Origin of the sequence: Streptomyces sp. NPDC006691 (assembly GCF_042869955.1) — a bacterium.
Taxonomy (GTDB): Bacteria; Actinomycetota; Actinomycetes; order Streptomycetales; family Streptomycetaceae; genus Streptomyces.
On record NZ_JBIAGW010000006.1, the window covers coordinates 369,687 to 396,569 of the forward strand.

Here is a 26,883-nt window from a genome sequence, read left to right on the forward strand (position 1 = left end):
ACACGTCCATGAGCCTCCACGGAAAGAGCATGGTGGTCACCGGCGCCGGAACCGGGATCGGACGGGCCGTCGCCCGCCGGCTGCTGGCCGCCGGAGCGTCGGTGACCCTGGTCGGCCGCCGGGCCGAGGCGCTGCGCGAGGCGGCGGACACCGAGGGCGGGGAGCGGGCCCTGGTCCACCCCGCCGACATCAGCGACGAGCAGGGGGCGCGGTCCGCGGCCGAGGCCGCCGTCGAGCGGTTCGGCGCGGTGGACGGCCTGGTCAACAACGCGGGGCTCGCCCGGTTCGCGCCGATCGAGAAGGCGGACCTCTCCGACCTGGAGGCCATGCTGGGCGTCAACCTCTTCGGCCCCGTCCACCTCATCCGCGCGGCGCTGCCCGAACTGCGCGCACGGCAGGGCGCCGTGGTGAACGTCTCGTCGGTCGGCGGGGCGCTCGCGATGCCCAACCGCGCGCTGTACGGGGCGACGAAGGCGGCGCTCAACAGTCTGACCCGCTCGCTGGCGCGTGAACTCGCGCCGCTGGTGAGGGTCAACGCCATTCTGCCGGGCCCGGTGGACACCCCCATGTACGGGGACCTGGGCCTCGACGAGGGAGCCACCCGCGACCTGGTCGCGGACATGGTCGAGGCGACCCCGCTCGGTCGCTTCGGAACACCCGACGACATCGCCGGGTGGGTGTGCAATCTGCTGGACCCGGAAGCCTCGGGCTGGGTCACCGGTGCGCTGGTCGCCATCGACGGGGGACGTAGCGCGTGATCACCGAATCGGAAAGCGGCGACGCGGAAGGAATCAGGCACATGGAAACCGTTGACGGCACCACCGAGACAGTCATCGAGGAAAGCACCATCTACACCCGCGAGGAGTTCCGCACCATCGACGTGGGCGCCATCATGCGCGACGGCCACCCCGACATCACCGACGGCGACCTGCTCATCGTGGAGCGCGTCGCGGCCCGGCGCGCGGAACTCGGGCGGCCGCTCACCGTCATGGACGTGGGCTCGGGTTCGGGGGTGCTCGCCGGGATGATCGCCGACCGGCTGCCGGACTGCCGGGTCATCGCCAACGACGTGGCGCGCAACCCGCTGGAGCAGGCGCGCGACCGCCTCGCGGACAAGCCGGGCGCCGAGGTGTACGGCTCCCCGTTCGAGCAGTGGCAGGAGCCGCTCGACGTGATGATCTCGTGGGGCAGCCACCACCACCTGCCGCACACCCACCTGACGCATGCCCGCCAACTCCTGGGCGAGCACGGTCTGTTGATCCTCGGCGACGAGTTCTGTCCGGAGTACTGCACTCCCGAGGACGCCGTACGGTTGAAGTCCGCCGAGGTCATCGAGCTGGGCGGCGGCTACCTGCTGGCCAGCGACGAGGAGATAGCGGCGTACCGCAAGGACGGGACGGTGCCCGAGTGGTCCCGCGAGCTGGAGACCCGCCGCCGCAAGACCCTGTGGAACTGGTACAAGTTCGTCATCGACTACGCCATCGAGCGCGACAACTGGATGGTCGCCATCGCGGAGATGCAGATCACCAAGGACGACGTGGTCACCTCCTTCGAGGAGGAGCACAAGCTCTCCCCGCTGATCGTCGAGCACGAACTGGCCGTCAACGGCTTCCAGCAGCGCGCCAAGCACGTCATCGGCGACCGTGAGCCGGCCCTCCAGAGCTTCTTCGTCTACGAGTTCACCGTCGCCGCGGCCGAAGGCCCCGTGGCCGGTCAGGGACGTTCGTGAACGCCGTGTCGCGGGCCGGCACCATCCCCTCCTCCTGCCTGCACGAGGTCTTCAACGCGGCGGAGCGAAGGGAGCGGGCCACCGGCCGGCCCGTCATCAAACTCCATGTCGGAGAGCCCTACTTCAAGCCGCCGCGGGACGTCGCCGAGGCCGTGGCGGAGGCCGTGCGCACCGGCCGCACCGCGTACACCTCGGCCGAGGGGATGCCCGCGCTGCGCGAGGCGCTGGCCGTCAAGCTGGAGATGGAGAACGGCCACCGCACCTCGCCCGACCACATCTTCGTGACCCCCGGCTCCTGCCAGGGCCTGGCCGCCCTGATGCAGTCCCTGGCCGAGCCCGGCGACGAGCTGCTGCTGCCGGAACTGCACTGGCCGATCCACCTCCAGCAGTGTCTGCTCGCCGGGTTCCGCCCGGTCTTCTATCCGCTGGGCCCGGACTTCCGCCCGACCGCCGAAGGCATCCGGGCGGCCGTCACCCCGCGGACCCGGGCGATCCTCGTCAACTCCCCCGCCAACCCGACCGGAGCGGTCCTCGACGCCGACGCGCTGGCCGCGATCCTGGCAGTGGCCCGGGCACACGACCTCCAGATCATCAGCGACGAGGCGTACGAGCACTTCGTCTACGACGGCGAGCACACCTCGTTCGCATCGCTGGAGCGCGGCCTTCCGGAACACGAGCGCCGGATCTCCTCGACGTTCTCCTTCTCCAAGAGCCTCGCCATGACCGGCTACCGGCTCGGCTATGTGGTGACCCCGCACCGCCGGGCCGCCGACGCCATGCGGGTGGTGCAGGAGGCGAGCCTGGTCAGCCCGTCGACGCCGGTGCAGTACGCGGGCCTGACCGCGCTCAAGTCGCGCGACAGCGCGGTGCGCAACGCGGCCCTGGTGCGGGCCAACCGCGACCGGGCCCTGCCGGCCCTGCGGGACGCCGGGCTGCTCGCGGAACTCCCGCAGGGCGGCTGGTACGCGGTGCTCGACGTCGCCGGGGTGTGCGACGACGCGGAGGTCTTCGTCCAGGGCCTGCTCGAACGGTACGACGTGGGTCTCGCGCCGGCCGCCGGGTTCGCGCTGCGGCCGGTGGTCTCCGAGTCGGTCCGCACGCTGTCCGCCGAGCCCGCCCCGGGGGCGAGGACCCTGGTCCGCCTGGCCTTCTGCGGCGACCCCCAGGAACTGGACACCGGAGTCGAGCGCCTGCTCACCTACACCGCGGAGCGCCGGGCGAGCGGCGGGCACCCGTGAGCCCGCCCGAGTACGGGCGGTACCTCCGTCTGGAGCAGCTGCTCGGCCTCCAGCACCCGCTCTACCCGGCGGACAAGGACCCGGCCGTCGAAACCGCCGAGCGCTTCTTCATCGTGGCCCACCAGACGAGCGAACTCTGGCTCGCGCAGGCGGCCGTGGACATCGACGCGGCGGTGGACGCGCTGGCGGAGGCGGACGGCTCACCGGACTGGGACGGCCCCGAGCGCGCCCTGGAGCACCTGGGCCGGGTGACCGGCATGGTCCGGATCCTGGACGAGACCGTACGGCTCCTGGAACGCCTGCCCATCCAGCACTTCGCGGCGTTCCGCGGCTATCTCGGCACGGCGAGCGGCGCCCAGTCGCGTGGCTTCCGCGCCCTGGACGACCGGCTCGGCACCGCGTCCGACGGGGCGACGAGCCCGCTGTACAGCGCCTACCTCAAGGCCCTGGCCGCGAGGGCGACCGACATCGAGGAGGTGTGCGAACGGGGCGCGGCCGGTGCGGGGGTCGAGCACCGCCTGGCCGAGGCGATGCTCGACGTCGGCTACTCGTTCTGGCGCTGGAAGATCACCCACCTCTCCCTCGTGGACCGCACCGTCGGCACCCTGCGGGGCACGGCGGGCACGACGGGCCTCTCCTATCTGGCGGCCCGGATCCGCATGCCCTTCCCCGAGCTCCGCGCGGTCAGGGAGGACCAGCACACGGGCCAGAAGTAGCCGTCACCCCCAACACCCCCGAGCGCGGGCCGGATTCGTCCGGCCCGCGCTTCGACGTGTGCCGGCACCGGGACGGGTGTGTCCAGAGCTGCGGACGTGTGTGTAAGGACCGGACGCCAGAACTACTCACATCACCCAACACGCCCCGATCCGGACATCCACGGGCATATTCCGGCCGGGTATCCCCAACATCGTTGCCCCGCACAGCCAGTTCACAGGATCGTCGTCGTGGGCGAAATGACCTTTCGGTTCGGACTCGACCCGACCCTCGCATGAACTCCCACGAAGGAGAACTCGTGATCTCGAAGCGCAAGAAAGCCGCACGCTCCCTCGCCGTCGCGTTCGCCGCGACCGCGGCGATCAGCTTCGGCATGCCGACCGGCAACGCCTTCGCCATCGACCACGTCGAATGCCGCGGCGGGGAGAACTTCCTGAAGATCTGGTCGCACAGCGGCGGCAGGCAGAGCGTCGACTGCTACGCGAACAAGGGCCGGACGAACTTCGGCGGGTGGTGGGTCGACCGGATCTCCACGGGCAACAACGACCTGATCTACTACGACGCCAACGGCGATTCGGTGAAGGTCAACCGCTGGACCGACATCACCTTCCCGAACCGTCCGCCCAAGGTCAACTCCATCGAGATCCTCTGACGAACGGCCGGAGGGCAACCTGAGCCGCCTTCGGCAAGGGCGGCTCAACTCAGCGCGGATGTGCGACCTCTGACGCATCATCAGCAGAGGCGCCACCCTCCCCGCCGCCGGGCTCCAGACCCGCGAGGCGCAGGGCCCGCAGCATGGCGGGGAGGTCCCAGTGGTCGTACTCGGACGCCGAGACCATGGATTGCACCAACTCCGGTGTCAGCTCTGCCCGTTCGGCCCGGTCCAGGAGGAACTCCGGTTCCGTTTCCGCGCTCCCGCCGAGGTCGATGGCGTCCAGCACGTCCCCCCGGTCGACGAACCGGCTCATCCCGCAGTCCAGGCCGTCGTCGTCGAGGCTCTCGGGATACGGGGAGCGCGCCCAGGCTTCGTTCTCGTACCAGTAGACGCAGCCCAGCTCATAGCCCTCGATCAGATCGCGGAGCCTCTCGAACGGGAGCCAGTGCGGGGCGCCGGCCAGCAGGTCGATGGCGGGCTTGTGCCACTTGACGTCGCTCGACTCGTCCTCCCCGTAGAGCACGAACCGGCCCGGCCCCCTTCTGTCAAGGGTCCACCACGTACAGCCGCAGTCGTCGAGGTGGAGCCCGCCGGCGTCGGCCCAGTGGCCCGTGCGATGCACGGAGGGTGTGTTCTCCTCCTCGGTCGACGCCTCCAGGACCGCGAGCATGCCCCAGCGCGCCCACAGGAGCTCCGGCTCCGGCAGGTCTCCGGGCAGGCCCGGCCGGTGGATCGTCATGGTCTCCCCCTGTGGGAAGGTGCTTCCAGGCAAGTGGTCCGAGCCTAACGGGCCGGTACGACAGCCAGGTCAGGGCACCTGTCCCGGCCCGGAACGGCTGCCGTCGGGCCTCCCCCGTACGGCCCAGTCCGGCGCGCCGCGGTGCGGCCGGGCACCTTGACTGGTGGCGTGGACACCGATACCAAGCCCTCTGCCGCCGCCTACCGCAACCTGGTGATGGCGACGATCGGATTCACGCTGACGTTCTGGGCATGGGACCTGATCGCTCCGCTGGCCGGCGAGTACAAGGACCGGCTGCACCTCAGTTCCCTGCAACAGTCGCTGCTCGTCGCGGTCCCGGTGCTCGTCGGGTCGCTCGGGCGGATCCCGGTCGGTGCGCTGACCGACCGCTACGGCGCGAAGCTGATGTTCCCGCTGATGTCGGCCCTCACCATCGTGCCGGTCCTGCTGCTGATCCCGGCGCGCGACAGCTACGGCCTGATGCTGGTGGTCGGCTTCCTGCTGGGCCTCGGCGGCACCACCTTCGCGATCGGCATCCCGCTGGTCAACTCCTGGTTCCCGCCGCACAAGCGGGGCTTCGCGCTCGGCGTGTTCGGCATGGGCATGGGCGGCGTGGCGCTGTCCGGATATCTGACGCCCCGCATCGCCAAGCACGGCTACCACGTGCCGTTCCTCGTCGTGGCGATCGCCCTCGCCGCCTATGCCGTCCTCGCGGCACTGCTGATCACGGACCGGCCCGACCGGCCGGTCCCCACGGCGTCGCTCGCCGCCCGGCTCGGAAGCGCGGGACGGCTGCGCGTGACGTGGGAACTGTCGGCGCTGTACGCGATCGGCTTCGGCGGCATCGTCGCGTTCGGCGTGTACCTGCCCACGTACCTGAAGACCTGGTACGCGTTGTCGCCGACGGACGCGGGCTCCAAGGCGGCGGGGTTCGCGCTCGCGACCGTCGTCTTCCGCCCGATCGGCGGCTGGCTCTCGGACCGCATCCACCCCGCCGTGGTGACGGCCGTCGCGCTCGGCCTGGTCGCCCTGCTCGCGATCGTGCAGGCCTTCGACCCCACCCTGTACCCGGGTGGCACCATCGCCCTGCTGTGCATGGGCGCGGGCCTCGGCACGGCGAGCGGCAGCGTCTTCGCGCTGGTCTCCCAGGTGACGCCCCAGCCCCAAGTGGGCAGCGTGACCGGCATCGTCGGAGCGATGGGCGGGCTCGGCGGTTTCGTACCTCCGCTGGTGATGGGCGCGATCTACAGCGCGAAGAACTCGTACTCGATCGGCTTCATGCTCCTGTCCGACCTGGCCCTCGCGGGCTGTGTCTACGCCTTCACCCGCATGCGCACCGCCCGTCCCGCCCCCGAACCCGTGCCCGGCGTCATGGCCGACGCCGAGGCCGGGCCACCGCGAGGGCAGTGAGCGCCGCGGGGTCGCCGTCCGGTTCTCGGCGCTGCCGCGCGGCACGGGGCCGCCGTCAGGCTGCGGCGTCGGCCAGTTCGTCGGGCAAGGGTCCGCTGTGGACGATCTCCAGGCCCGACACCGCCCGCGTCAGCACCACATACAGGCGGTGCAGTCCCCGGTCCTCCGCCGCGGCGATCCCGGCCGGTTCGACGGCCACGACGTGGTCGTATTCGAGGCCCTTGGCCAAGGTGGCGGGCAGCACGGCGACGCGGGACCCGGCGGCCGTGTCGATGGCCGCCGAGGCGAGGGCCTCGGTCAGTGCGGGCACATCGCGCTCGGCCGCGATCACGCCCACCGAGCCCTCGCGGCCGAGCGCGGCCCGTACCGCGTCGATTACCGCGGGGGCCAGTTCGGCCGGCGCCGCCACCTTCCGACGGCCCAACCGGCCGTCCCTGCGCAGGGATTGACCCGGCGGCACGTCCACGTCCAGCGCGGGCAGCAGCCGGTTGGCGAGTTCCACGATCGCGGCCGGCACCCGGAACCCCGTGGTCAGCGGGACCACCACGGCATCCGGCTTGCCCAGATGGGCCAGCTGGGTGGGCCAGTCGCGCGCGGCCCACGGGGTGGTGCCCTGCGCCAGGTCGCCGAGGACCGTCAGCGAACCGAACACCGCGCGCCGGGCGATCGCACGGCACTGCATCGGGGACAGGTCCTGCGCCTCGTCGACGACGATGTGCCCATATCCCTCCGGGTGTTCGATGAGCCCGGACACCTCGTCCAGCAGGACCAGGTCGGCCGCCGACCACTTCGCCGACTTCCACGAGCGCGGCGGCCTCGCCCAGAGCAACGCCTTCTGCTCACCGGGGTCCAGGATGCCGTCGGCCGCCGCGGCCAACGCATCGGCGTCGGTGAGCAGTTCGGCCAGTACCTCCTCCGGCTTCACCTTCGGCCACACCGTGTCGACGTACTCCTTGACCGGACGAGCCCGGGTGATCTTCTGGAGCCAGACGTTGTTCATGGGGCCGGCCCGGCGTTCGGCCTGGAGCTGGATCGTCCGGACCGCCCGGCTGCGCACCCGCTCCCGCCCGATCGCGTAGGGGGGCGCCTCCTCGCGCACCGCGTCGACGATCGCTTCGAGCTCGCCGCGCCCCACTCGCCAGGTGTACGAACCCTCGCGCAGCGCGACGGAGTTGCGGGGCTTGACGATCCGTCCGTAGAGCGCGCGGCGCAGCACCTCGGCCATCCGCACATCGTGCTTGACGGCCGCGGCCACCGGCGCGTCGACCGCCCGCACCTCCCGGCCGCGCAGCTCGCGCACGACCTCCTCGTCCACGGTCGACTGCCGGATGTCACTCTCGCCGAGCGCGGGGAGGACTTCGCAGACGTAGGTCAGGAAGGTGCGGTTGGGGCCGAGCACCAGGAGGCCGCGGCGCTGGATGCGCTGCGGGTAGGTGTAGAGCAGGTACGCGGCGCGGTGCAGCCCGACGGCGGTCTTGCCGGTGCCGGGGGCGCCCTGCACGCAGAGGGACTGGACCAGGTCGGAGCGTACGAGGTCGTCCTGCTCGGGCTGGATGGTCGCGGCGATGTCCCGCATGGGGCCGACGCGGGGGCGCTCGATCTCCCCGGTGAGGATCGCACTCGCCCCGCTCGCCACCTCGCCGGCCGTGAGCCGCTCGTCCTCCAGGCCCGTCAGATCCTCGGCGGCCCCTCGGCTCCCCTGCGCCCAGCCGAACCTTCGACGGACCTCGACGCCCTGCGGGTCGCGTGCGCTCGCCTGGTAGAAGCGGCGCGAGACCGGGGCCCGCCAGTCCACGACGAGGGGCGGGGCCGAGGGGTGCTCGCTGATGCGGAGGCGGCCGATGTGATAGCTCTGGCCGGCGTGGCCGGCGTCGGCCGTCGCGTCGAAGTCGAGCCGACCGAAGAACAGCGGGCCCTGCGGCATTTCCCTCAACTCCTTGGCCCAGCTGCGGAGTTGATAGCCGAGCACCTCGGCGTCGGCGCCGGAGGCGAAGGCGTTCTCGCCGAGGACGACACGCTCGCCCGCACCCTCGGTCATCGCGGCGAGGGCCGTCCGGCAGGTGTCGTGGAAGGTCCGCTCCTGGTCGAGTGCGCGGTCGAGCCGCCGGTCGGGTGACGTCATGCGGACCACGATAACGCAACCTGGTTACATTTTTAACTCGGTAACGAATTGAGGGGTTACCTGCTGCCCGGACGGGGCCGGCGCCCCCGGCCGGCCACCCACCTCACGGCGTCACACCTGTTCACACCTGTCCGTATTCGGTCCCGAGCCCCCGCGCCAGATGCTGGAACGCCCGGTCCGCCGCGTCCAGTGCCTCCGCGTGCAGGGCCCGGGCGCTCGCGCCCTCCGCGATCCGACGCCAGTTCTCCTCGGCGAGGATGCGCTGCACGGCGATGATCTGGCCGGCCGCGACGCGCGCCCCGAGCCCGTCGCCGAGCTCGGCGGCCAGGGCCTGCTCGGATCGGCCCTGGTATCCGTAGAGCCGGGCCACCAGGCTCGGGGTGCCGTACAACAGGGCGTGATACGCCCGGACATGGGCGTTGTCGCAGAGCCCGGTCACCGGGTCCTGACGTTCCAGGCCCGCGCGGAAGTGGGTGTGCAGGGCGGGCAGCGGGGCCCGGCCCGCGGACCGGCCCGCGGCCACGACGCGGGCCGCCTCGTCCTCGTGGTCGGCGAACCGGTGCAGTACGAGGTCCTCCTTGGCCGGGAAGTAGCGGAAGAGGGTCGGCTTGGAGATCCCGGCGGCCGCCGCGACCTCCGCGACGGAGACCTTGTCGAAGCCGCGCTCAAGGAACAACCCGATCGCGGCCTCCGACACCGCCTCGTACGTCTGCCGCCGCTTCCGCTCCCGCAATCCCATCTCACTGCCCATGCCCCGAGCCTACGTGGGCCGTCGGTCACCGCCGGTGCAGTGTCTCCAGCGCCTCGACGAGCACCTTGGGGCTGTGGCGGCCCTTGTAGACGGGCGGCGGCTGCTTGTCCGGGCGCAGGAGGCCCGCGACGGCCGTCCAGGCGGTGCGCACCGAGTACTCGACGGTGAACACCACGTCCTCGGGGACCTCGGCGTACTGGCCGATGAACGCCAGGTTGGTGGACCCCTCGGGGACGACATCGGGGCGGTCACCGTGGCTGCGGACGAGGAACTGGCTGGTGATGTACGGCATCAGGGCCGGGATGACGATCGAGTTCTCCAGGATCTGCGGGCCCTGCTCGAAGCGGAGGTGCTGGAGCACCTCGTCCAGGATCTCCGCGCCGGTGCACTGGTCCATCGGCTTCTTGACGAAATCGCCCTCCTTGTCGGGGAAGAGGGCGTAACCCCACCAGACGAAGGTGTCCTCGGGCTGCTCGCGGAAGTGCGGCTGATGGTTGAGGACGATGGTCAGCAGCCAGTTGGAGTCCTTGAAGGTGATCAGGCCGCCCTTGCCCGCCTCACTGCCGCTGAACTCCTCCATCAGCTTGAAGAAGGTGGGGTCCTTGGTGGTGACCGTGAACGACTCCCAGGTGGAGTCCGCGACGGAGGTGTCGAACACGGCCGGGTCGCCGAGGCCGGGCCGTTTCGCGGCGAGGGTCTCCCACAGCTTCCAGGCCCCGGCGGCGCCGGAGGTGTCCAGGGCGGGGACGGTGTCGGTGGAGCCGAGGGTGGAGCCGGCCGTCATCGACCCGTTGGTGACCATGACGAGGTCACCGGGGGCCAGCGCGATCTCCTCACTCCTGCCGCCCCTGGTCCAGGTCAGCCCGGTCGCGGTGAGCGCCTCACCCTCGGCGAGCCGCACATCGGTGACGCGGGTGCCGAGCTGGAGGGTCACCCCCTGGTCGGTCAGCCACTTCAGCAGGGGCCGGACGATCGAGTCGAACTGGTTGAACCGGGTCCGGTAGATGCCGGACATGCTGTCGAAGGTCTTGAAGAGGTGCACGAAGCGGTTCAGGTAGCGGCGGAACTCGATGGCGCTGTGCCACGGTTCGAAGGCGAACGTGGTGCACCACATCCACCAGAAGTTGGTGGTGAAGAATTCGGGGCTGAAGCAGTCCGTGATGCGCTTGCCGTCCAACTGCCGCTCCGGGGTGGCCACACACTTGACCAGCTCCAGGCGGTCGCGTTCGGAGAACCCCATCGAGTGGGCGGCGATCACCTTGCCCGTCGCGTCGACGAGGCGGGCGTGGTCGTCCCACGCGAAGTCGTCGTGGAAGGCGAAGGTGTCCTCGGTCACCGACTTCGCCGGGTCGTCGAGCGAGGGGATCGAGCTCAGCAGGTCGTAGGTGCAGTCGAAGTGCACCTCGAACATGCGGCCCCCGCGCATGGTGTACCCGGTCTCGGGCGAACCGGCCGCGTCGAGACTTCCGCCCTCCCGGTCCTGCTCCTCCAGGAGGACGATGTCGGGTCCGGCGAAACCTCCGTCCCGGATCAGGAACGCCGCCGCCGCGAGCCCCGCGATTCCACTGCCCACCAGGTACGCCTTCGCCACGATCCGCACTCCTCCGTCAGGGCTTCGCCCCCGGGACCGGGCTCTCGACGATAGGGGATATGGGTGGAAAGCGCCGGATGTGCGCGCGCGATCGCGGGATGGGCCGGCCCTGTCGGGCGCCTGCGCTGCCGCACCCCCGCACTACCCGAACCGCACGTTCCGGCCCGTGCGAAGATCCTCACCACGATCACCTCGCACCCCTCCCGCACCGAGCCACCGACCGCCCGGTCCGAGACAGTCGGTCCGAGACAGTCGGTCCGCCATGCGGGCCCCGCACGTTGGAGAACCATGTCGACCCCGAACCCCGTCCCACTCGACCGAGCCCGACTGTGCGCCGAGTTGCGCCGCATGGGTGTGCGGGAGGGCTCGACCCTGATCGTGCACGCCTCGTTGTCCGCGTTCGGCCCGGTTCTGGGCGGGGCCGGCACGGTCGTCGGCGCGCTGCTCGACTGCCTCTCCCCCGCCGGCACCCTCGCCGTGCCCACCTTCACCCCCGAGGTCAGTGACCCGCATCCGCGAGCCACCGAGCCCACCTCCGACAAAGTGGCCGCGGCCCGTGACGAGATACCCCTCTTCCACGACGCCCTGCCCACCTCCATGGGCGCGGTCCCCTCGGCCGTCCTCGCCCACCCCGGCAGGCTCCGCGGCAGCCACCCCCAGGCATCCGTGGCCGCCGTCGGCCCCGCCGCCCGGAGCATCACCGGCCGGCAGCCGCTGGCCTACGCGCTCGGTGCCGGGTCACCCTTCGAGGCCCTGCACGACCTGGATGCCGACATCCTCCTGCTCGGCGTCGGCCACAACCGCAACTCCTTCCTCCACCACGCCGAGTCCCGCGTCCCCCACCACCGCCGCAAGCTGCGCCGCTTCCCCTACCTGGTCGACGGGCAGCGGGTCTGGGTGGAGGCCCGCGACGTGGGCGACGACAACAGCACCCACTTCCCGCGGGTGGGCGAGGAGTTCGCCGCCACCGGCCAGGTCCGCACCCACACCATCGGCCGGGCCGAGTGCCGGCTCATGAACAGCCGCGCCCTCACCCGCTTCGCGACTCGGCGCCTGGGCGAACTCCTCACCCCCTGAAGCCGGGCGGGGCCGTTCCAGTCCCTCAGATGCGCCAGGCCCGGATCCGGTCGGCGGCCTGGTAGACGTTCACCTTCCCCGCCTGTATGTCGCGTACGAGGTCGACCATCGCGCCGTACGGCGGGTCGATCCCCTCGCCCGAGGCGTACATGTAGGCCGCGGTCACCTGACAGGCGTACAGGCTGTTGCGGTGCGGCAACGGCTGTAGGCGGACCAGGGTGTGCAGCAGGGCCGCCGCGCGCCAGGAGGGTTCCGGGTCGGCGGTCGCGGGGCGGGGGATGCGGGTCTTGTGCCGGGCCACGGCCGCGACGAGGGCGGAGTAGTCGGCGACGCTCACGTCTTCGGGGACAGCCTGCTCCTGGACGTCCAGGAGCCACGGGACGTCGATGTAGAGGACCATCAGGCGGCGTCCGCCCCCTCGCTGCGGGAGTGGGGCGGCGCCTCGTCCGGGAAGGCCTCGTCGAACTCGGCCCGCTGTGCTTCGCCCCAGGACAGCGCGTACCGGACGAACTGCAAGCGCTGCTGTTCACGCAGCGGCAGATCGTGGACGTACTGCTTCAGGGACTTCCCGTCTGCGGCCGCGGCTGCCCTGACCGCTTCGAGTTCCTCGTCGGTGAAGGTGATGTTCAAGGACGGCATACCACCATGGTACCTAGTTGGTACCTGCTCGGCCAGCGGCCGGAGGGAACGTAACGCGAGCCTGGAGCGAGTACGAGCAAACCGGTTGATTCCGGGCGGTTTACTGCGGTGGTGTTTCGACCTCGTGGCAGCACCGGCCACAGCCTGGCGCCGGCCGCAAGGTACGGACCAAAGTGGTCACACCGCACCTCGGTACCTCACGTTCCGTTCCCCCAGAAGGCTTCACGGCACATGCTCACCTCCCTCGGATCCAGCGCCCACGCGGCGCACTTCTCGCATCGGGTGAGGAGGTGGCGGGCGTGCTGCGCCATGTGACCCGCAAGGCGGCCGGCTGGCTTCTGATGATCGCGGTCGCGACCAACGCGACCTATTTCCTTGCCAGTTGGTTCCTCGACCCCCGGTCGAACTACCAGGGCCTGAGGCCCGTACGCAGCGAGGCGCAGATCGACCTGGCGCTGGCGCCGTACAACCTGGACCCGCGAGTGCCGGTGGTGCACCGCTGGTGGGACTGGGTCACCTCGGTGGTCCTCCGGTTCGACTGGGGCAAGTCCCCCACCGGCGTCTCCGTCAACGGGGAGATCGGCTACCGGTCGCTGGTCAGCGCGGAGCTGGTCGTCATCGCGACGGTCCTGTCCGTCGTGGTCGGCGTCGCGCTCGGCGTGTACACCGCCTCGCGGCAGTACGGCTTGGCCGACCGCGTCTCGCAGGCCGTGTCCATCGTGGTGTTCAACATCCCGACCTCGGTCGCCGCGCTCGCCGTGGTCTTCGTCGCCATCTGGCTGAACCAGCATGCCGGACTGCACTTCCTTTACGTCGCCGGTGAGAACTCCCCCGATGTGCAGGGCCTGTTGCCCACGATCGGGGACCGGCTACTGCACCTGATCCTGCCCACACTCACCCTGACCCTGATGGGATACGTCGGCTATCACCTGACGCAGCGATCGCTGCTTCTCGACACCATCAACGCCGACTTCGTGCGCACCGCACAGGCGACCGGACTCACCCGGGCCCAGGCGATCCGCCGGCACGCCCTGCGCACGGCGCTCATCCCGACGGCGACGTCCGTGGCGTTCAGCGTGCCCGCCATCTTCACCGGCGCCATCATCACCGAGACCATCTTCGGCTGGAACGGCATGGGCCGCTACTTCGTGCAGACCATCAGCAAGAACGACGTGCACGGCACGGTCGCGACGGCCGCCTTCGCCGCCGCCCTGACCGCGATCGGCGCGATCCTCGCCGACATCGCCACGGTCTTCCTCGACCCCCGGGTGCGGGTGAGCTGACATGGCATCAGATCTGACGACCGGCGCCCCCACCCCGTCTCCCCTCGGCCAGGTGCCCCCCGCAGCACTGCTCCCCGTACCGCGTGACAAGCGGCGCATCGGCCTGGGCCGGCTGTACCTGCGGCGCTTCCTGCGCAACCGCCTCGCGGTCGCGGGGGTGGTGATCTTCCTGCTGCTCCTGCTGTTCAGCGCGTTCGGCGGCCTGTTCACCTCGTACAGCTACTCCGACGCCGACTTCGCCGCGCTCACCCAACCGCCCAGCGCCGCCCACTGGTTCGGCACCAACCAGGGCGGCAACGACATCTACGCCTCGGCCGTGCACGGGCTCCAGCGCTCGCTGGCGATCGCCGTGAGCGTCTCCGTCCTGACCCTGGTCCTGGCGGCGGTCATCGGCTCCGGCGCGGCCTACTTCGGTGGCCGGGTCGAGAAGGCGACCCTCGCGGTCATCCACTTCCTGCTCATCGTCCCCTCCTTCCTCATCCTCGCCCTGGTCTCGCACCGGCTGGCCGGTGACTGGCGGGACCTCATCGTCGTGCTCACCGTGTTCGGCTGGATGTCCACGGCCCGGGTGATCTGGTCGGTGTCGACGTCGCTGCGCGAACGCGACTACGTGACCGCCGCCGAATTCATGGGGGTGCGCCCGCTGCGCATCATCGTGCGTCACATCATTCCCAACCTCGGCTCGCTCCTGATCGTGAACCTGACGCTGGGTGTGGTCGCGACCGTGCTCAGCGAAACCGCCCTGTCGTTTCTCGGGTTCGGTGTCCAGACGCCGGACGTCTCGCTCGGCACCATGCTCGCCGCCGGCGCGGGCACGGTGACGAGCGCGCCCTGGCTGTTCGCCTTCCCCGCGGGTCTGGTCGTGCTGCTCACCGTGTCGATGACGTTCATCGGCGACGGACTGCGCGACGCCCTCGACCCCACGTCCGTGACCGGCGCGGCAGGAGGCCGACGATGACCCTCACGACCACCCGCACCGACCCGGCGCACCCCACCGGCATCACCCCCGTCCTGTCGGTACGGGATCTGCGGATCTCCTTCCCCTCCGAGGCGGGCCCCGTGGAAGCGGTGCGGGGAGTCGGCTTCGACCTCCTGCCCGGCCGGACCCTCGGCATCGTCGGCGAGTCCGGCTCGGGCAAGTCGGCCACCGCCATGGGCATCATGGGCCTGCTGCCTCCCTCCGCCACGATGCGTGGCGAGGTACTGCTCGGCGGACGCAACCTGGTCGGCCTCGGCGACAAGGAACTGTCCGGCGTACGCGGCAAGTCCATCGGCATGGTCTTCCAGGACCCGCTGTCCTCGCTCACCCCGATCTACTCCGTGGGCCGACTGCTGTGCGACGCACTGCGGGTCCACCAGGACCTGACCAAACAGGCGGCCTGGGAGCAGGCGGTCGAACTGCTCGACCTCGTCGGCATCCCCGATCCGCGCGAGCGGGCCGGGTCCTTCCCGCACGAGTTCTCCGGCGGCATGCGCCAGCGGGTCGTCATCGCCATGGCGATCGCCAACAAGCCGTCCGTGCTCGTGGCCGACGAGCCCACCACCGCGCTCGACGTCACCGTGCAGGCCCAGATCCTCGATGTACTGCGCCTCGCGCAGCGGGAGACGGGCGCGGGCCTTGTCCTCATCACCCATGACCTCGGAGTCGTCGCCGGGTACGCCGATGACATCGCCGTCATGTACGCGGGCCGCTTCGTTGAGCGCGCCGGCGTCACCGAGCTGTTCCGCCGCCCGACGATGCCGTACACCGCACGGCTGCTCGCCGCCGTGCCGACCGTGGACAGCGGGGTGCACCGGCCGCTCGCCGCGATCGGCGGGGAGCCGCCCACCCCGTCGGACCTCCCGCCCGGATGCCCCTTCGCGAGCCGCTGCGCCGTCGCCCTGGACGCCTGCCGCGCCGAAGAACCCGCCCTGCGCGAGGTCACCGGACACGGGCACGTGGCCTGCCTGCGTGCCGAGGAGGTTGCCGACGGCAGGCTCGACCCCGCCGGGCCGGACAACATCGCCGACGAGCACCCGGGCCCGGTTCGGGCCGCGGCCGGCGACGTGGTGCTGCGCGTCGAGGACCTCGTAAGGACGTTCCCCATCACCAAGGGCGCGCTCCTCAAGCGCCGGGTCGGCACGCTGCACGCCGTGAACGGAGTGAGCTTCGAACTGCGGGCCGGCGAGACCCTGGGCCTGGTGGGCGAGTCGGGCAGCGGCAAGACCACGACGCTGCTGGAGGTCCTCCGGCTCGGACGGCCCGAGAGCGGCCGGATCGAGATCGCCGGCACCGAGGTGGGAACGGCCCAATCCGCCGCAGCCGTAAAGGAGTTGCGGCAGAACGTCCAGATCGTGATGCAGGATCCGCTCGGCGCCCTCGACCCACGTCTGCCCGTCCACCAACTGCTCGCCGAACCCCTGCAAGCCATCGGACGAGGCCGGGACGCGATCCGTACGCGCATTCGCGAGCTGCTGGCGCTGGTCGGCCTCGACGCCTCGGTGAGTGACCGCTTCCCGGCCACGCTCTCCGGCGGACAGCGTCAACGCATCGGCATCGCGCGGGCGTTGGCGACCGAGCCCAAGCTCCTCGCGCTCGACGAGCCCCTCTCGGCCCTGGACGTCTCGGTGCAGGCCGGGGTGATCAACCTGCTGGCCCAGCTCAAGCGCGAACTCGGGCTCGCCTATCTGGTGGTGGCCCACGACCTGGCCGTCGTCCGGTACATCTCCGACCGCATCGCGGTGATGTATCTGGGCCACATCGTCGAGACCGGCGACACCGAGGCGCTCTTCTCAGATCCCAGACACCCCTACACGCGGGCCCTGCTCTCCGCGATCCCGGTTCCGGACCCGCAGCGGGAGCGCACGCGTGAACGCGTCGTGCTGCGCGGGGAGTTGCCGAGTGCCGCCAGGCTGCCCGCGGGCTGTGTCTTCGTCGACCGCTGCCCGCTGTATCGGCTGGCCGGCGAGGACGTACGGCAGCGCTGTCGTACGGAACGTCCCGTGCCGAGCGTCGTGGCCGGACAGCCCGGCCACACGTACGCCTGTCACGCGGCCTGAGCCCACCCGCCCCGGGCTCACGGGCCTCTCCCGCTGAAGCGCGCCCGTCACGCCCCCGAACCGAACCGTCGTCCCGACCCGGAGGAACCACCCCGCCATGCGCCCCAGACTGGCCCTGCCCATCGCCCTCATCGCCGCCGTATCCGTCGCAGCCACCGCGTGCCAGTCCTCCTCCGGGAAGAGCGCGTCGGACGCGGCCGCGAAGGACGCTCCCAAGGCGGCGTCGTCGGTCGCCGACTACAACCCGCAGCCGTACGACAACATCAAGGACGGCGGCACCTACACGACCGCCGGCACCTTCGACGACCAGGGCAACCCGTTCAACGTGAACGCGACACTCACCGCGTCGCGGGTGTGGTCCTGGTACAACGCCGATGCCATCACCTACTCGCCGACGGGAGAGGTGCAGTACAACCCGGACTACTACAGCGATGTGAAGGTGACCGTCGAGGGCGGCCACCAGAAGGTCGTCCTGACCATCAACCCGAAGGCCGTCTTCAACGACGGCACCCCGATCGACTGGACCGCGATCGAGGCCACCTGGAAGGCCAACAACGGTTCCAACAAGGCCTTTTCGGCCTCCACCACGTCCGGCTACGACGGAATCACCTCGGTCGAGCAGGGCCAGGACGCCAAGCAGGCCGTCATCACCTTCAAGGGCGTGGACGCCTCCTGGTCCAGCCTGTTCACCACCTTCCTGCACCCCAAGGCCGCCACGGTCGACAACTTCAACCAGGCGTACGTCAAGAAGGCCCACCCCGAGTGGGGCGCGGGCCCGTACACGGTCGGCTCGTGGGACGAGCACTCGGGCAACATCACCTTCGTGCGCAACCCGAAGTGGTGGGGCAAGAAGGGCAAGCTCGACAAGCGCGTGTACGTCAACCTGGAGTCGGCGGCCGCGGTCAACGCGTTCAAGAACGGCCAGCTCGACTACACGTCCGCCGTGGACGCGGAGAGCCTCAAGCAGATCAAGGGCCTGAGCGGCACGGAGATCCGCAGCGGCGGCAGCCCCTTCGAGTACTCGCTGAACTTCAACACCAAGTCTCCGATCCTGTCGGAGAAGGCGGTCCGCCAGGCCATCCAGGAGAGCGTCGACCGCGCCCAGATCGCGAAGATCCAGTTCCAGGGCCTGGACTACAAGGAACCGCTGCCGGGTTCCGCCGTGCTGCACAGCTTCCAGAAGGGGTACCAGGACAACGTCTCGGCCGTCCTGAAATACGCACCGGACGACGCCAGGAAGCTTCTGGACGCGGCGGGTTGGAAGCCGGGAGGCGACGGTGTGCGTGTGAAGGACGGCAAAAAGCTGGAGGTCGGCTACACGCTGCTCGGCGACGACGCGCTGGGCAAGGCGACGGCCGGCGCGCTGACCGAGATGCTGAAGCAGATCGGCGTCCGCCTCGTCATCAAGAAGGCCGACGACGCGGACTTCTCCAAGATCCTCAGCGAGCGCGACTTCGACCTCTTCCTGTCGGGCAACCGCTCCATGGACCCGTTCGCCGCCCGCTACCTGTGCGACTTCTACTGCTCGGACCACGACTCCAACATCACCGGCTCGGGTACGCCGGAGCTGAACAAGGAGATCACCGCCACCACCGAGATAGCCGACCTCGACGCGCAGAACGCGGCGGTCAACAAGGTCGAGCAGAAGGCGCTCCAGGAGTACGCCTTCCTGCCGCTGTTCAGCGGCCCGTCGACGTACGGCGTGAAGAAGGGCCTGGCCAACGTGGGCGCGACCATCTTCTACAGCCCCCTCCCGGAAACAGTCGGCTGGCAGAAGTAGCACCCGCTCCGCCCCGCACCCCGCTCCCGGCTCCGACCCGACCTACCTCTGGTCGGGGCCGGGAGCGGTTCTGTCCGGTCTCTCGGCGTCGGCGGGCGGGGGCCGGGCGCCCCCCGGGGCGTACCCTCCCCGGCCTACAGGTCCCTGGGGCCGTACAGCGCGTACGGATGGCCGGTGGCCAGCGCCCAGTAGCGGTCGCCGTACGACCAGTGCCACCACTCCGTGGGGTAGTTGACCAGCCCCGCCGCCGTCAACGCGGCACCCAGGACCGTGCGGTGCTCGCGCGCCTCGGCGCTGATGTTTCCGGCCCCCGTGTAGCAGGCGCCCGCGCTCTCCTCCGGGGTCGCATTCATCGCTGTGCCCAGATCCAGCTCACGGCCGTCGGCGTCGGCGAGCGTGAGGTCGACGGCCGCGCCCGCGCTGTGCGGCGCGATGCCGGGCGGCGAGACGTACCGGCTCGCGGCCGTCTGGATGTGCTCGGCGGACCAATCCGGGTGCAGCGTCCGCAGTTCCTGTGCGTACTCCTCGAAGTAGGCGCGCTGGAGGGCCGGCGGGCGGTACCCCTCGACGAAGAGCAGCCGCAGTCCGTCGGGCAGCGACTCCTGCGCCCGCAGAAGCCGTTCGAGTACGCCTTTGCGCAGGTGCGCGAACGCGCTCCCGGCATCCTCACGGGAGCTGTCGCACAGAAGGGAACCGTCCAGGCGGACGTCCACGAGGGGCTCGCCGCACTCCCGCACCGCGATGGCCGCGATCTTCGGATCCGACATCAGGACGATGGTGTCGGCGGGGTCGCTGTCGATCGGGGAATCAGTCATGGAGAGATGATCTCCCGCGCCGGAGGGCGGGGGGGCGTAGGGGCCCGGCACCAGGTCCGACCAGCCCGTTGAGATACTCCCGGCCATGAACACGAGCATGGGAGTGGACCTGGGGCGGCGCGGCCGGGCGCTGCCCGGGGGCGGGCCCGAGCTGGCGCCGGCCTGGTCCCTGCGTCCGGCGGAAGCGGCCGACGTCGAGCCGATGGCGGAGCTGCGGGCCGTGGTGATGCGGCCGGATCTGGAGCGCCTGGGACGGTTCGACGAGCATCGGGTGCGTCAGCGGTTCCGGGACGCCTTCTCCGCGCCGCACACCTCGGTGCTGTTGGTCGACGGCGCCCTCGCGGGCTGTGTGGCCCTGCGTCCGGCCGACGAGGGCCGGTGGCTGGAGCACTTCTATCTGGCTCCGGGTGTCCAGGGCCGCGGCCTCGGCTCGGCCGTGCTGCGATCGCTGCTGGAGCGGACCGACGCCGATGGGCAGACCGTACGTCTCGACGTCCTGCAGGGCAGCGCCGCCCGGCGGCTCTACGAGCGTCACGGGTTCACCGTGGAGTCCGAGGACCCCGTCGATGTGTTCATGGCGCGTCGGCCGCCGGGCGCCCGCGTCCGCGGATGACGTCCCGGGACGCATGACGCCCACCGCGGGGGGGGGCGTCCCCGGGACGGATGACGCCCCCGGGCAGAGGGCGTCGCCGGGCAACTGCCGTCCTAGGACACCGGATTCTCGATCAGGGTCACGCGGTTGCCGTCGGGATCGTGGACGGCGGCGAACCGCACGCGCTGGGCGCCCGGCTGGACCTCCCCAGCGGTGATGCCCCGCTCGGCCAGGTCGCCGAGCGCCTTGTCGAGGTCGTCGACGACGAGGTTGATCAGTGTCGACCCCGCGTGTTCCGGGGACTGGAACACCGACACCCAGCCGGACGGTGCGACGTGCCAGTCGGCGAGCCCGGGCATCGGCCGCTTGTCGGCGGGCCGCCCCAGGAGCCGCTCTTACCAGGCCACCGCCGCCTCCATCTCGGTCACGGGCGCCACCGCGAGGACGTGGGTGAATGACATGGCGATCCTTTCGTCGGGGCCGGTGCGTCGGATGCGGCCGCTGTGGCCCGGCCGCCGTCGCGGCCCCGGGCCGTAGCCGTACCGGCCCGCATCGGTGCTTCAGTCCTTCCGGCTTCGCCCCGGACCAAAACTCGTCGACGGGGCCGCCGGGTAGGCTCGCGCCATGACGGATCAGTGGCGCACGAGCCGGATCGAGAGCGCCCTACGCGGTCAAAACCCCACGGTGCTGCGGCGGTTGAGGGCAGGCTTCGCCGCGATCGGCGATGTGCAGTTCCTGCCCGGCTACTCGGTGCTCCTGGTCGACGATCCCCGGGTGGAGCGGCTGTCCGAACTGCCGAGGGCTAAGCGGCTGGACTTCCTGGCCGACATGGACGTGCTCGGCGAAGCCGTCGAGCGCGCCTGCCGGCTGCTCGACCCGGAGTTCCGTCGGGTGAACCTGGAGATCCTCGGCAACAGGGACGGATTCCTCCACGCCCATGTGTGGCCGCGGTTCGCATGGGAGCCGGCCGACCTCGTCCACGTACCCGTCTGGCGCTACCCGGAGGAGAACTGGCGCGACGAGCGGCACGCCCTCGCGCCCCGGCACGACGGGCTGCGGCAGCGGATCTCCGACGAGTTGGACCGGCTGACCGGGCGGGAGTGACACCGCCGGCAGCATCGGGCACGCCTGCGGCGTGGACCGCCCGGGCGTCCGGTTCCGCTCGCCCTCGTCCTGGGCCCGTCCTGGCCCCGTCGGCCAACTACTCGGCGTCGTCGAAGGCCGGGACGCCCTCCCCCCTGGCCCGTGGTCGTCCCGCCGGGGCGAGGCCGGCGGATGATAGGGGCGCGGACACCTCCACCGTGACCCGTTCCCCCTATTCCGAAGGGAATTGCCCGCAGAATACGGGAATCTGTCAAGGCGGCGGGCGGCAGGGCACCTCCGCGTACCCGCGGCCGAATGGAGTTGAGCCATTGCGCGATGGCGTGAATGCACGCCGTCACCCTCGTGTCCGAAGTTCGACCCTGTTCACTGGTAATCGACCAAAGGCCCCGGAAGCACGCGTGACTTCGGGCCTGACACCCATGGCGACACCGGGAAGATCGGGGAACGGAATTGCCATGATCGACGAAAGCGGAGGCGTCGACAGCGTCGTCGACGCCCTGGAACGCCATCTTGTCCACGAGGTACCCCCGCTCCGGCTCCAGCGGGCCCGCCGCGAATTCCTCACACAGGGTTTCGTGAAAACCGGATTCCTCGCCCCCTACGACGTCAAGAGGCTGGTCGCGGAGGAGACCGATGCGCTGATCATCCGTCATGCTGTGCGCAGGGACGGGGAGTTCACCGAGACCGGCGGCACCCCTCGACACATGCACAACGTACGCCGTGCCGAGATCGCCGAGTACGGCCGGATCCTTCCACGGATGTATTCCTCGACGGGGCTTCGCGAGGCACTGGGTGTCATAGCGGGAGAGGACGTCCTCGAATGCCCTTACGCGCCCGAGCAGTTCGTCATCACCGAGCTCACCCGATCCGGTGACACACACGGCTGGCACTGGGACGACTACAGCTTCGCCCTCGTCTGGGTGATCGACTGCCCGCCGCTCGAACAGGGCGGGTTCGTCCAGTGCGTACCGCGTACGGAGTGGGACAAGGAAAACCCGCAACTGCACCGGCACTTCGTGTCACAACCCATTCACTCCGTCGAACTCCGGCCCGGCGACCTCTATTTCCTGCGCTCCGACACCACCTTGCACCGGGTGTATCCGGTGACCGGCGGCAGGCGACTCATCGTGAACATGGGATATGCCGCGCGCCGTGACCTCGCCAAGCCCTTGTCCCACGAGACCATGGACGCCCTGTGGGCGGACCCGGCCGGGGACACTGCCTCCCGCGGAACGGAACAGGAGAGTTCCCAGTGGCGGCCCATGTCCTGCGACGGCACCTCGGAGTCCCCCAACTCGTCGTCCACTATCTGACCTCCGTCCTCGGAGTCGGCCTGCTGGTCATCCCGGTCCTGGCGTGGACCACGGCGGGGCCCCTGTCGCTGCTGGCCTGGGGCATCCTGATCGTCTACAGCTATCCGTTCGCGCTGGTCTTCGCCAAGCTCTCGACGCTGCATCCGACGAGCAAGGGCGTCGCCCAGTTCGTGGAGGCGGCCTTCGGGCGGCGAGCGGGCCGGGTCGCCGCGCTGTACCTGCTGATGACGCTGCTCGCGGCCAATCCGGTACTGGGTCTGATCGCCGGCCGCTATCTGCTCGCGGCGCTGGCACCGGGCGCCTCCAACCGGGCCTCGCTCGCGGCCGGGGCGCTCGTCATCCTCGGCTGCGTCGCGCTCAACCTGCTCGGCCTTGAGGTCAGCGGGCGCGTTCAGCTCGGGGTCCTGGTGCTCGTGGTCGGGGTGCTGTGTGCCGTCATCGCCCTGGCCCTGCCAGGCGGCAGCACCGCCAACCTCGGGCCGCTCGCCCCGCACGGATGGCCGGCGCTCGGGGACTGCCTGCTGATCTGCTTCTTCGGATTCATCGGCTGGGAGAACGCGGCCCCCGTCGCGGAGGAGGTGCGCGACCCGGCGCGTACCTTCCCCCGGGGGATCCTGTGGGCCGTCTGCGTGGTGGGGGTGCTGTACTTCGCGATGGCGCTCACGGTCGCCCTCACCCTGCCGGTGGACCAGGACGCCGAGGGTCAACTCACCGGATTCACCCGCCTGTTGAGACTTGCCACCGGGGCCGACCATGCCACCCTCGGCCATCTCCTCGCGGCCGTGCTGCTCGTTCTCACCACCAACGCCTGGTGCCTGGGCACCTCCCGGGTCGTCTTCGCGCTGGCCCGCGAAGGCATCCTCCCCCGTGGCCTGAGCCGGATCTCGCCCCGCACCCGAACCCCGGCCCGGGCCTTGCTCGCTCTCGTACCGGGCTACAGCCTCACCCTCGGTCTGCTGGCGGCGACCGACTCCAACGAGTCCGTCCTCATCAAGGCCTCGTCCGCCTGCTACCTCCTGGTCTTTCTCCTCGCCTTCCTGTCCGCCGTGCGGCTCGTACGCACCGGACCCATGCGCTGGACGAACTACCTGGTCACGGCGGTGACCGTACTGATGCTGCCGTTCATGGGCGTCAGCGTCGCCTACGCGGCCGCCCTGCTCGCCGCCGCGGTGCTCGTCGAGATGTGGCTCTCCCGACACGAACGCGCCCATGAGAGCCAGCGCGAACGCTCCGCCCCGCTCGCGGCAGCCTCCCCGGACCCCGGCGCGCCCCCGGAGTCGCACACCCCGTGCGGCTCCGCACCGCCCCACCACCATCCCCCGCACGACCGACGAAAGAGGTGACGCCGTGTTCGGACGCCACATACTCGGAATGACCGACTTCGACGCCGGCGAGTTACGCGCCGTACTCACCCTCGCCGAACACATGAAGAGCGGCGAGGACACCCACGCCCATCTCACCGGCACGGATCTGGGCCTGCTGTTCCATGTGCCCTCCACCCGTACCCGCGTCTCCTTCCAGGTGGCCGCGGCCCAACTCGGCGGCCGCAGCTACACCTACGGGCCCGAAGAGCTGCGCCTTGCCAACAACGAGACGGTCGAGGACACGGCCGGTGTGCTCAGCCGCTACCTCAGCGCGCTGGTCGTCCGCTGGTACGACATGGCCGACTACGGCGCCGGCCACCGGCGGCTGCACACCATGGCCGAGCACTCCTCGATCCCCGTCATCAACGCCCTCGACGACGAGGAGCACCCCTGCCAGGTGCTGGCCGATCTGCTGACCCTGCGCGAGCGGTTCGGGGACGAACTGCCGGGGCGGCGGGTCGTCTACACCTGGGCGTACTCCTCGCGGCAGAAGACACCGGGCGTGCTGCACTCCTCGCTGCTGGCCGCGGCCCTGCTCGGCCACCAGGTCACCTTCGCCCATCCGCCCGGCTTCGAGCTGGACGAGCGGTACGTCAAGGAGGCGCAGGCACTCGCGGCCGGCTCCGGGGCGCGGCTCGACTTCTGCGAGGACATGGCGGAGGCGGTGCGGGGCGCGGACGCGGTGTACGTACAGAGCTGGAAGTCGCTGCGGTTGCCCGGGCAGCACGAGTGGCAGGCGCGGACCCGGCTCGCCGACCGGTGGCGGGTCACCGAACCGCTCATGGCGCTCGCCGCGCCCGGCGCGCCGTTCCTCGACTGCATGCCGAGCAACCGGGGCGAGGAGATGGACGCCGAGGTCAAGGACGGTCTCCGCTCGCTGATCTTCGAGCAGGCCGAGAACCGGCTGCACGTCCAGAAGGCCCTGCTCGCCCAAGTGATCGGCACCGCACCGCACACCGCGGACACGGCCACCGCCGGCACGGCCACCACCGGCACGGCCACCGCGGGCACGGCCACCGCGGGCACGGCCACCGCCGACACGGCCACCGAGCGGGGCGCGCGATGAACGGGCCGGGGGAAGCGACAGCGGAGGGCGCGAGGGAAGGCACGGACGCCTCGGAGCGCGATCGCGTCGTGCTGGTCACCGGCGGCGGGGGCGGGATCGGCTCCGCGGTGTGCCGAGGGCTCGCGGACCACCGCACCGCGCTCGCGGTGGCGGACCGCGATGTGGAGGCGGCTCGCGAGGTCGCCCTGGAGGTGCGGTCGGCCGGCGGCCGGGCCGAAGCGTACGGCTGCGACCTGTCCCGGCCCGACGACGTCGCCGCCCTGGTCGCGTCCGTGGTGGCGCGCTTCGGCGCGCTGCACGGGCTCTGTACGGTCGCCGGGAGCATCCGGCGCGGCGACATCACCGAGCTGTCCCCCGCGGACTGGCGCGCCGGCTTCGAGGACAACCTCGACTCCGTGTTCCTGACCTGCCGGGCCGCGGTCCCCCATCTCGCCCGTGCGGGCGGCGGCTCGATCGTCACCATCGCCTCCGGCTGGGGGCTGCGCGCGGGCCGCCGCGCCGCCGCCTACTGCGCGGCGAAGGCGGGTGTGGTGATGCTGACCCGGGCCATGGCGCTCGACCACGCGTCGGCGGGCATCCGCGCCAACTGCGTGGCGCCGGGAGATGTGCGCACCGGCATGCTCGAACGCGAGGCACAGCAACTCGGCCGACCGGTGGCCGAGTTCTACGCGGAGGCGGCCGACCGGCCGCTCGGAAGGATCGGCGAGCCGCACGAGATCGCCGACGCCGTGCGCTTCCTGCTCGGCGCGGAGTCGTCCTTCGTCACCGGAGCCGTTCTGACGGTGGACGGAGGCGGCACGCTGTAGGTGCCCAGCCGTTCGACGTCCCCCGTGCGGGCATGACCGGCCTCCTCGCCTAGGGCCGGACCAGCTTGGGCAGCAGCAGCGCCACGTCCGGCGCCGACAGCTCGACGCCGAAGGTGTCGGCGAGCACCCGGGGCACCTCGGCGGCCTCCAGCTCCCTGCGCTCCGGCGCCCCCGGAACCCCGGGCCGGACCGTGGTGAGGAGACGGTTGTCCAGGGAGTACAGCCGGTCGGGGTGCAGGCGCTGGAGGTAGAGGCGGTCGCTGAAGGCCGAGTGCGGGCTGGAGGCGCCGAAGTGGTTGGTGACCTGGAGGTCGACGGGGTACTGCCGGTGCAGGGTGAAGGTGTGCCGGACCATCCATCCGTCCTCGCTCGTCTCCACTCCCTCGCGCCGCTCCGCGGGTTGGTGGAGTGCCCATCCGGTCTCGCCCGGCGACACCTCCTGGCGCCTCAGCCGGTAGGCCCACACCCCGTCCGTGGAGTCCGTCGCGTCGGTCAGTTCGATGGGCTCCAGGGGGCTCGCGCCGAACCCGATGTCACTCAGCCAGCGCCCGCCCTCCAGCTCGACGATCACCATGGCGTGCGTCTCGGGCCTGATCCGGGGCGAGCCCATCCGGACCCGTCCCTGGACCACGAAGAAGGAGAAACCGAGTCGCTCCAGCGCAGCCGCGTAGAGGGTGACGTGCTCGAAACATGTGCCGCCCCGTGCGGTGCCGACCATCTTGGTCTGCACCGACTCCAGGTCGAGCGGGCGGTACTTGCGGAGCACCGCGTCCACGTTCTCCCAGCGCAGGGAGAGCACATGGCCCCGGTGCAGCGCGCGCAGCGTGGCCAACGAAGGGGTGCGGTCTCCCTCGTGGCCGAGGCGTGCCAGATAGGCATCGAGGTCGAGCGCATCGCCGTTCCACATGAAAAGGACCTCCTTGTGTTGTCGCAGCACATCGGGTGACCGCAGCACGTCGGGTGACCCCAGCACTTCGCGGTGTCCGCAGCGCACGACTGTCGCAGCGCCACCACCGTCGCAGCTTCGGCCGCAGCAGCGCGGGAGCGCGTGCCGGT

Annotated in this window: 26 protein-coding genes; 17 read left to right on the forward strand and 9 right to left on the reverse strand. The window is 70.8% G+C overall.

What is annotated here, in order from left to right:
* Positions 1–8: 8 nt before the first annotated feature.
* The 5 genes from ACFYNP_RS17175 to ACFYNP_RS17195 all read left to right on the forward strand — a co-directional run bounded on the left by ACFYNP_RS17175 (position 9) and on the right by ACFYNP_RS17195 (position 4,333).
* Positions 9–758: an SDR family NAD(P)-dependent oxidoreductase gene (locus ACFYNP_RS17175; protein WP_388412536.1), complete on the forward strand. Its 750-nt coding sequence runs from the start codon at positions 9–11 to the stop codon at positions 756–758.
* 41 nt (positions 759–799) lie between these two features.
* Positions 800–1,729, forward strand: coding sequence for a class I SAM-dependent methyltransferase (locus ACFYNP_RS17180; RefSeq protein WP_388412538.1), 930 nt, complete (start codon positions 800–802; stop codon positions 1,727–1,729).
* The gene (locus ACFYNP_RS17185) at positions 1,726–2,967 is read left to right on the forward strand and encodes a pyridoxal phosphate-dependent aminotransferase (RefSeq protein ID WP_388786210.1); all 1,242 of its coding nucleotides are present in this window, start codon (positions 1,726–1,728) and stop codon (positions 2,965–2,967) included. Before ACFYNP_RS17180 ends, ACFYNP_RS17185 begins: the two co-directional genes overlap by 4 nt.
* Positions 2,964–3,683: a tryptophan 2,3-dioxygenase family protein gene (locus ACFYNP_RS17190; RefSeq protein ID WP_388412542.1), complete on the forward strand. Its 720-nt coding sequence runs from the start codon at positions 2,964–2,966 to the stop codon at positions 3,681–3,683. Before ACFYNP_RS17185 ends, ACFYNP_RS17190 begins: the two co-directional genes overlap by 4 nt.
* Before the next feature lie 296 nt (positions 3,684–3,979).
* Complete coding sequence (locus ACFYNP_RS17195) at positions 3,980–4,333, forward strand: beta/gamma crystallin domain-containing protein (RefSeq protein WP_161252240.1); 354 nt, start codon at positions 3,980–3,982, stop codon at positions 4,331–4,333.
* Between the two features lie 49 nt (positions 4,334–4,382).
* Here ACFYNP_RS17195 and ACFYNP_RS17200 read toward each other — a convergent pair whose 3' ends face one another.
* Positions 4,383–5,075: a hypothetical protein gene (locus ACFYNP_RS17200; RefSeq protein WP_388786212.1), complete on the reverse strand. Its 693-nt coding sequence runs from the start codon at positions 5,073–5,075 to the stop codon at positions 4,383–4,385.
* A gap of 216 nt (positions 5,076–5,291) precedes the next feature.
* Here ACFYNP_RS17200 and ACFYNP_RS17205 point away from each other — a divergent pair, with 216 nt between their 5' ends.
* Positions 5,292–6,485 carry a nitrate/nitrite transporter gene (locus ACFYNP_RS17205; protein WP_388786286.1) on the forward strand — a complete coding sequence of 398 codons (1,194 nt, stop codon included), beginning with the start codon at positions 5,292–5,294 and terminating at the stop codon, positions 6,483–6,485.
* A 55-nt stretch (positions 6,486–6,540) separates the two neighbouring features.
* Here ACFYNP_RS17205 and ACFYNP_RS17210 read toward each other — a convergent pair whose 3' ends face one another.
* The 3 genes from ACFYNP_RS17210 to ACFYNP_RS17220 form a co-directional block, all read right to left on the reverse strand.
* Positions 6,541–8,607: a HelD family protein gene (locus tag ACFYNP_RS17210; protein ID WP_388786213.1), complete on the reverse strand. Its 2,067-nt coding sequence runs from the start codon at positions 8,605–8,607 to the stop codon at positions 6,541–6,543.
* Positions 8,608–8,728: 121 nt separating this feature from the next.
* A complete protein-coding gene (locus ACFYNP_RS17215; RefSeq protein ID WP_388786214.1) occupies positions 8,729–9,358 on the reverse strand; it encodes a TetR family transcriptional regulator in 630 nt (209 codons plus the stop codon).
* A 25-nt stretch (positions 9,359–9,383) separates the two neighbouring features.
* Positions 9,384–10,949 carry an oleate hydratase gene (locus ACFYNP_RS17220; RefSeq protein WP_388786216.1) on the reverse strand — a complete coding sequence of 522 codons (1,566 nt, stop codon included), beginning with the start codon at positions 10,947–10,949 and terminating at the stop codon, positions 9,384–9,386.
* 288 nt (positions 10,950–11,237) lie between these two features.
* On the opposite strand from ACFYNP_RS17220, the gene ACFYNP_RS17225 reads away from it, so the two are divergent.
* The gene (locus ACFYNP_RS17225; RefSeq protein WP_388786218.1) at positions 11,238–12,026 is read left to right on the forward strand and encodes an aminoglycoside N(3)-acetyltransferase; all 789 of its coding nucleotides are present in this window, start codon (positions 11,238–11,240) and stop codon (positions 12,024–12,026) included.
* 25 nt (positions 12,027–12,051) lie between these two features.
* On the opposite strand, the gene ACFYNP_RS17230 is transcribed toward ACFYNP_RS17225, so the two are convergent.
* Positions 12,052–12,426 (reverse strand): hypothetical protein, encoded by a 375-nt coding sequence (locus ACFYNP_RS17230; protein WP_053730628.1) that lies wholly within the window; start codon positions 12,424–12,426, stop codon positions 12,052–12,054.
* The gene (locus ACFYNP_RS17235; RefSeq protein WP_100573205.1) at positions 12,426–12,665 is read right to left on the reverse strand and encodes a hypothetical protein; all 240 of its coding nucleotides are present in this window, start codon (positions 12,663–12,665) and stop codon (positions 12,426–12,428) included. Before ACFYNP_RS17235 ends, ACFYNP_RS17230 begins: the two co-directional genes overlap by 1 nt.
* A 299-nt stretch (positions 12,666–12,964) precedes the next feature.
* On the opposite strand from ACFYNP_RS17235, the gene ACFYNP_RS17240 reads away from it, so the two are divergent.
* From ACFYNP_RS17240 to ACFYNP_RS17255, 4 genes are all read left to right on the forward strand, one after another.
* Positions 12,965–13,948 (forward strand): ABC transporter permease, encoded by a 984-nt coding sequence (locus tag ACFYNP_RS17240; RefSeq protein ID WP_388412553.1) that lies wholly within the window; start codon positions 12,965–12,967, stop codon positions 13,946–13,948.
* Position 13,949: 1 nt separating this feature from the next.
* Positions 13,950–14,906, forward strand: a complete 957-nt coding sequence (locus ACFYNP_RS17245; RefSeq protein WP_388786220.1) for an ABC transporter permease — start codon at positions 13,950–13,952, stop codon at positions 14,904–14,906.
* On the forward strand, positions 14,903–16,987 hold the full coding sequence (locus ACFYNP_RS17250) for a dipeptide ABC transporter ATP-binding protein (protein ID WP_388786222.1): 2,085 nt from the start codon (positions 14,903–14,905) through the stop codon (positions 16,985–16,987). The genes ACFYNP_RS17245 and ACFYNP_RS17250 overlap by 4 nt, the downstream gene beginning before the upstream one ends.
* A 97-nt stretch (positions 16,988–17,084) precedes the next feature.
* A complete protein-coding gene (locus tag ACFYNP_RS17255) occupies positions 17,085–18,767 on the forward strand; it encodes an ABC transporter family substrate-binding protein (RefSeq protein ID WP_388412559.1) in 1,683 nt (560 codons plus the stop codon).
* 134 nt (positions 18,768–18,901) lie between these two features.
* Here the strand turns inward: ACFYNP_RS17255 and ACFYNP_RS17260 are convergent, their stop codons facing one another.
* Positions 18,902–19,582, reverse strand: a complete 681-nt coding sequence (locus ACFYNP_RS17260) for a M15 family metallopeptidase (protein WP_388412561.1) — start codon at positions 19,580–19,582, stop codon at positions 18,902–18,904.
* 202 nt (positions 19,583–19,784) lie between these two features.
* Here ACFYNP_RS17260 and ACFYNP_RS17265 point away from each other — a divergent pair, with 202 nt between their 5' ends.
* Entirely contained in the window at positions 19,785–20,195 is a 411-nt protein-coding gene (locus ACFYNP_RS17265) for a GNAT family N-acetyltransferase (RefSeq protein ID WP_388786287.1), read from the forward strand.
* Positions 20,196–20,287: 92 nt separating this feature from the next.
* Here the strand turns inward: ACFYNP_RS17265 and ACFYNP_RS17270 are convergent, their stop codons facing one another.
* The gene (locus ACFYNP_RS17270) at positions 20,288–20,533 is read right to left on the reverse strand and encodes a VOC family protein (protein WP_388786224.1); all 246 of its coding nucleotides are present in this window, start codon (positions 20,531–20,533) and stop codon (positions 20,288–20,290) included.
* A gap of 265 nt (positions 20,534–20,798) precedes the next feature.
* Here ACFYNP_RS17270 and ACFYNP_RS17275 point away from each other — a divergent pair, with 265 nt between their 5' ends.
* From ACFYNP_RS17275 to ACFYNP_RS17295, 5 genes are all read left to right on the forward strand, one after another.
* Positions 20,799–21,278, forward strand: a complete 480-nt coding sequence (locus ACFYNP_RS17275; RefSeq protein WP_388412565.1) for a diadenosine tetraphosphate hydrolase — start codon at positions 20,799–20,801, stop codon at positions 21,276–21,278.
* A gap of 455 nt (positions 21,279–21,733) precedes the next feature.
* Positions 21,734–22,591 (forward strand): ArpA protein, encoded by an 858-nt coding sequence (locus ACFYNP_RS17280; protein ID WP_388786226.1) that lies wholly within the window; start codon positions 21,734–21,736, stop codon positions 22,589–22,591.
* Positions 22,531–23,934 carry an APC family permease gene (locus ACFYNP_RS17285; RefSeq protein ID WP_388786228.1) on the forward strand — a complete coding sequence of 468 codons (1,404 nt, stop codon included), beginning with the start codon at positions 22,531–22,533 and terminating at the stop codon, positions 23,932–23,934. Before ACFYNP_RS17280 ends, ACFYNP_RS17285 begins: the two co-directional genes overlap by 61 nt.
* Positions 23,935–23,938: 4 nt before the next feature.
* The gene (locus tag ACFYNP_RS17290; RefSeq protein ID WP_388786229.1) at positions 23,939–25,021 is read left to right on the forward strand and encodes an ornithine carbamoyltransferase; all 1,083 of its coding nucleotides are present in this window, start codon (positions 23,939–23,941) and stop codon (positions 25,019–25,021) included.
* Entirely contained in the window at positions 25,018–25,827 is an 810-nt protein-coding gene (locus tag ACFYNP_RS17295; protein ID WP_388786231.1) for an SDR family NAD(P)-dependent oxidoreductase, read from the forward strand. Before ACFYNP_RS17290 ends, ACFYNP_RS17295 begins: the two co-directional genes overlap by 4 nt.
* A 49-nt stretch (positions 25,828–25,876) precedes the next feature.
* Here ACFYNP_RS17295 and ACFYNP_RS17300 read toward each other — a convergent pair whose 3' ends face one another.
* Entirely contained in the window at positions 25,877–26,734 is an 858-nt protein-coding gene (locus ACFYNP_RS17300; protein WP_388412573.1) for an arylamine N-acetyltransferase, read from the reverse strand.
* Positions 26,735–26,883 lie beyond the last annotated feature (149 nt).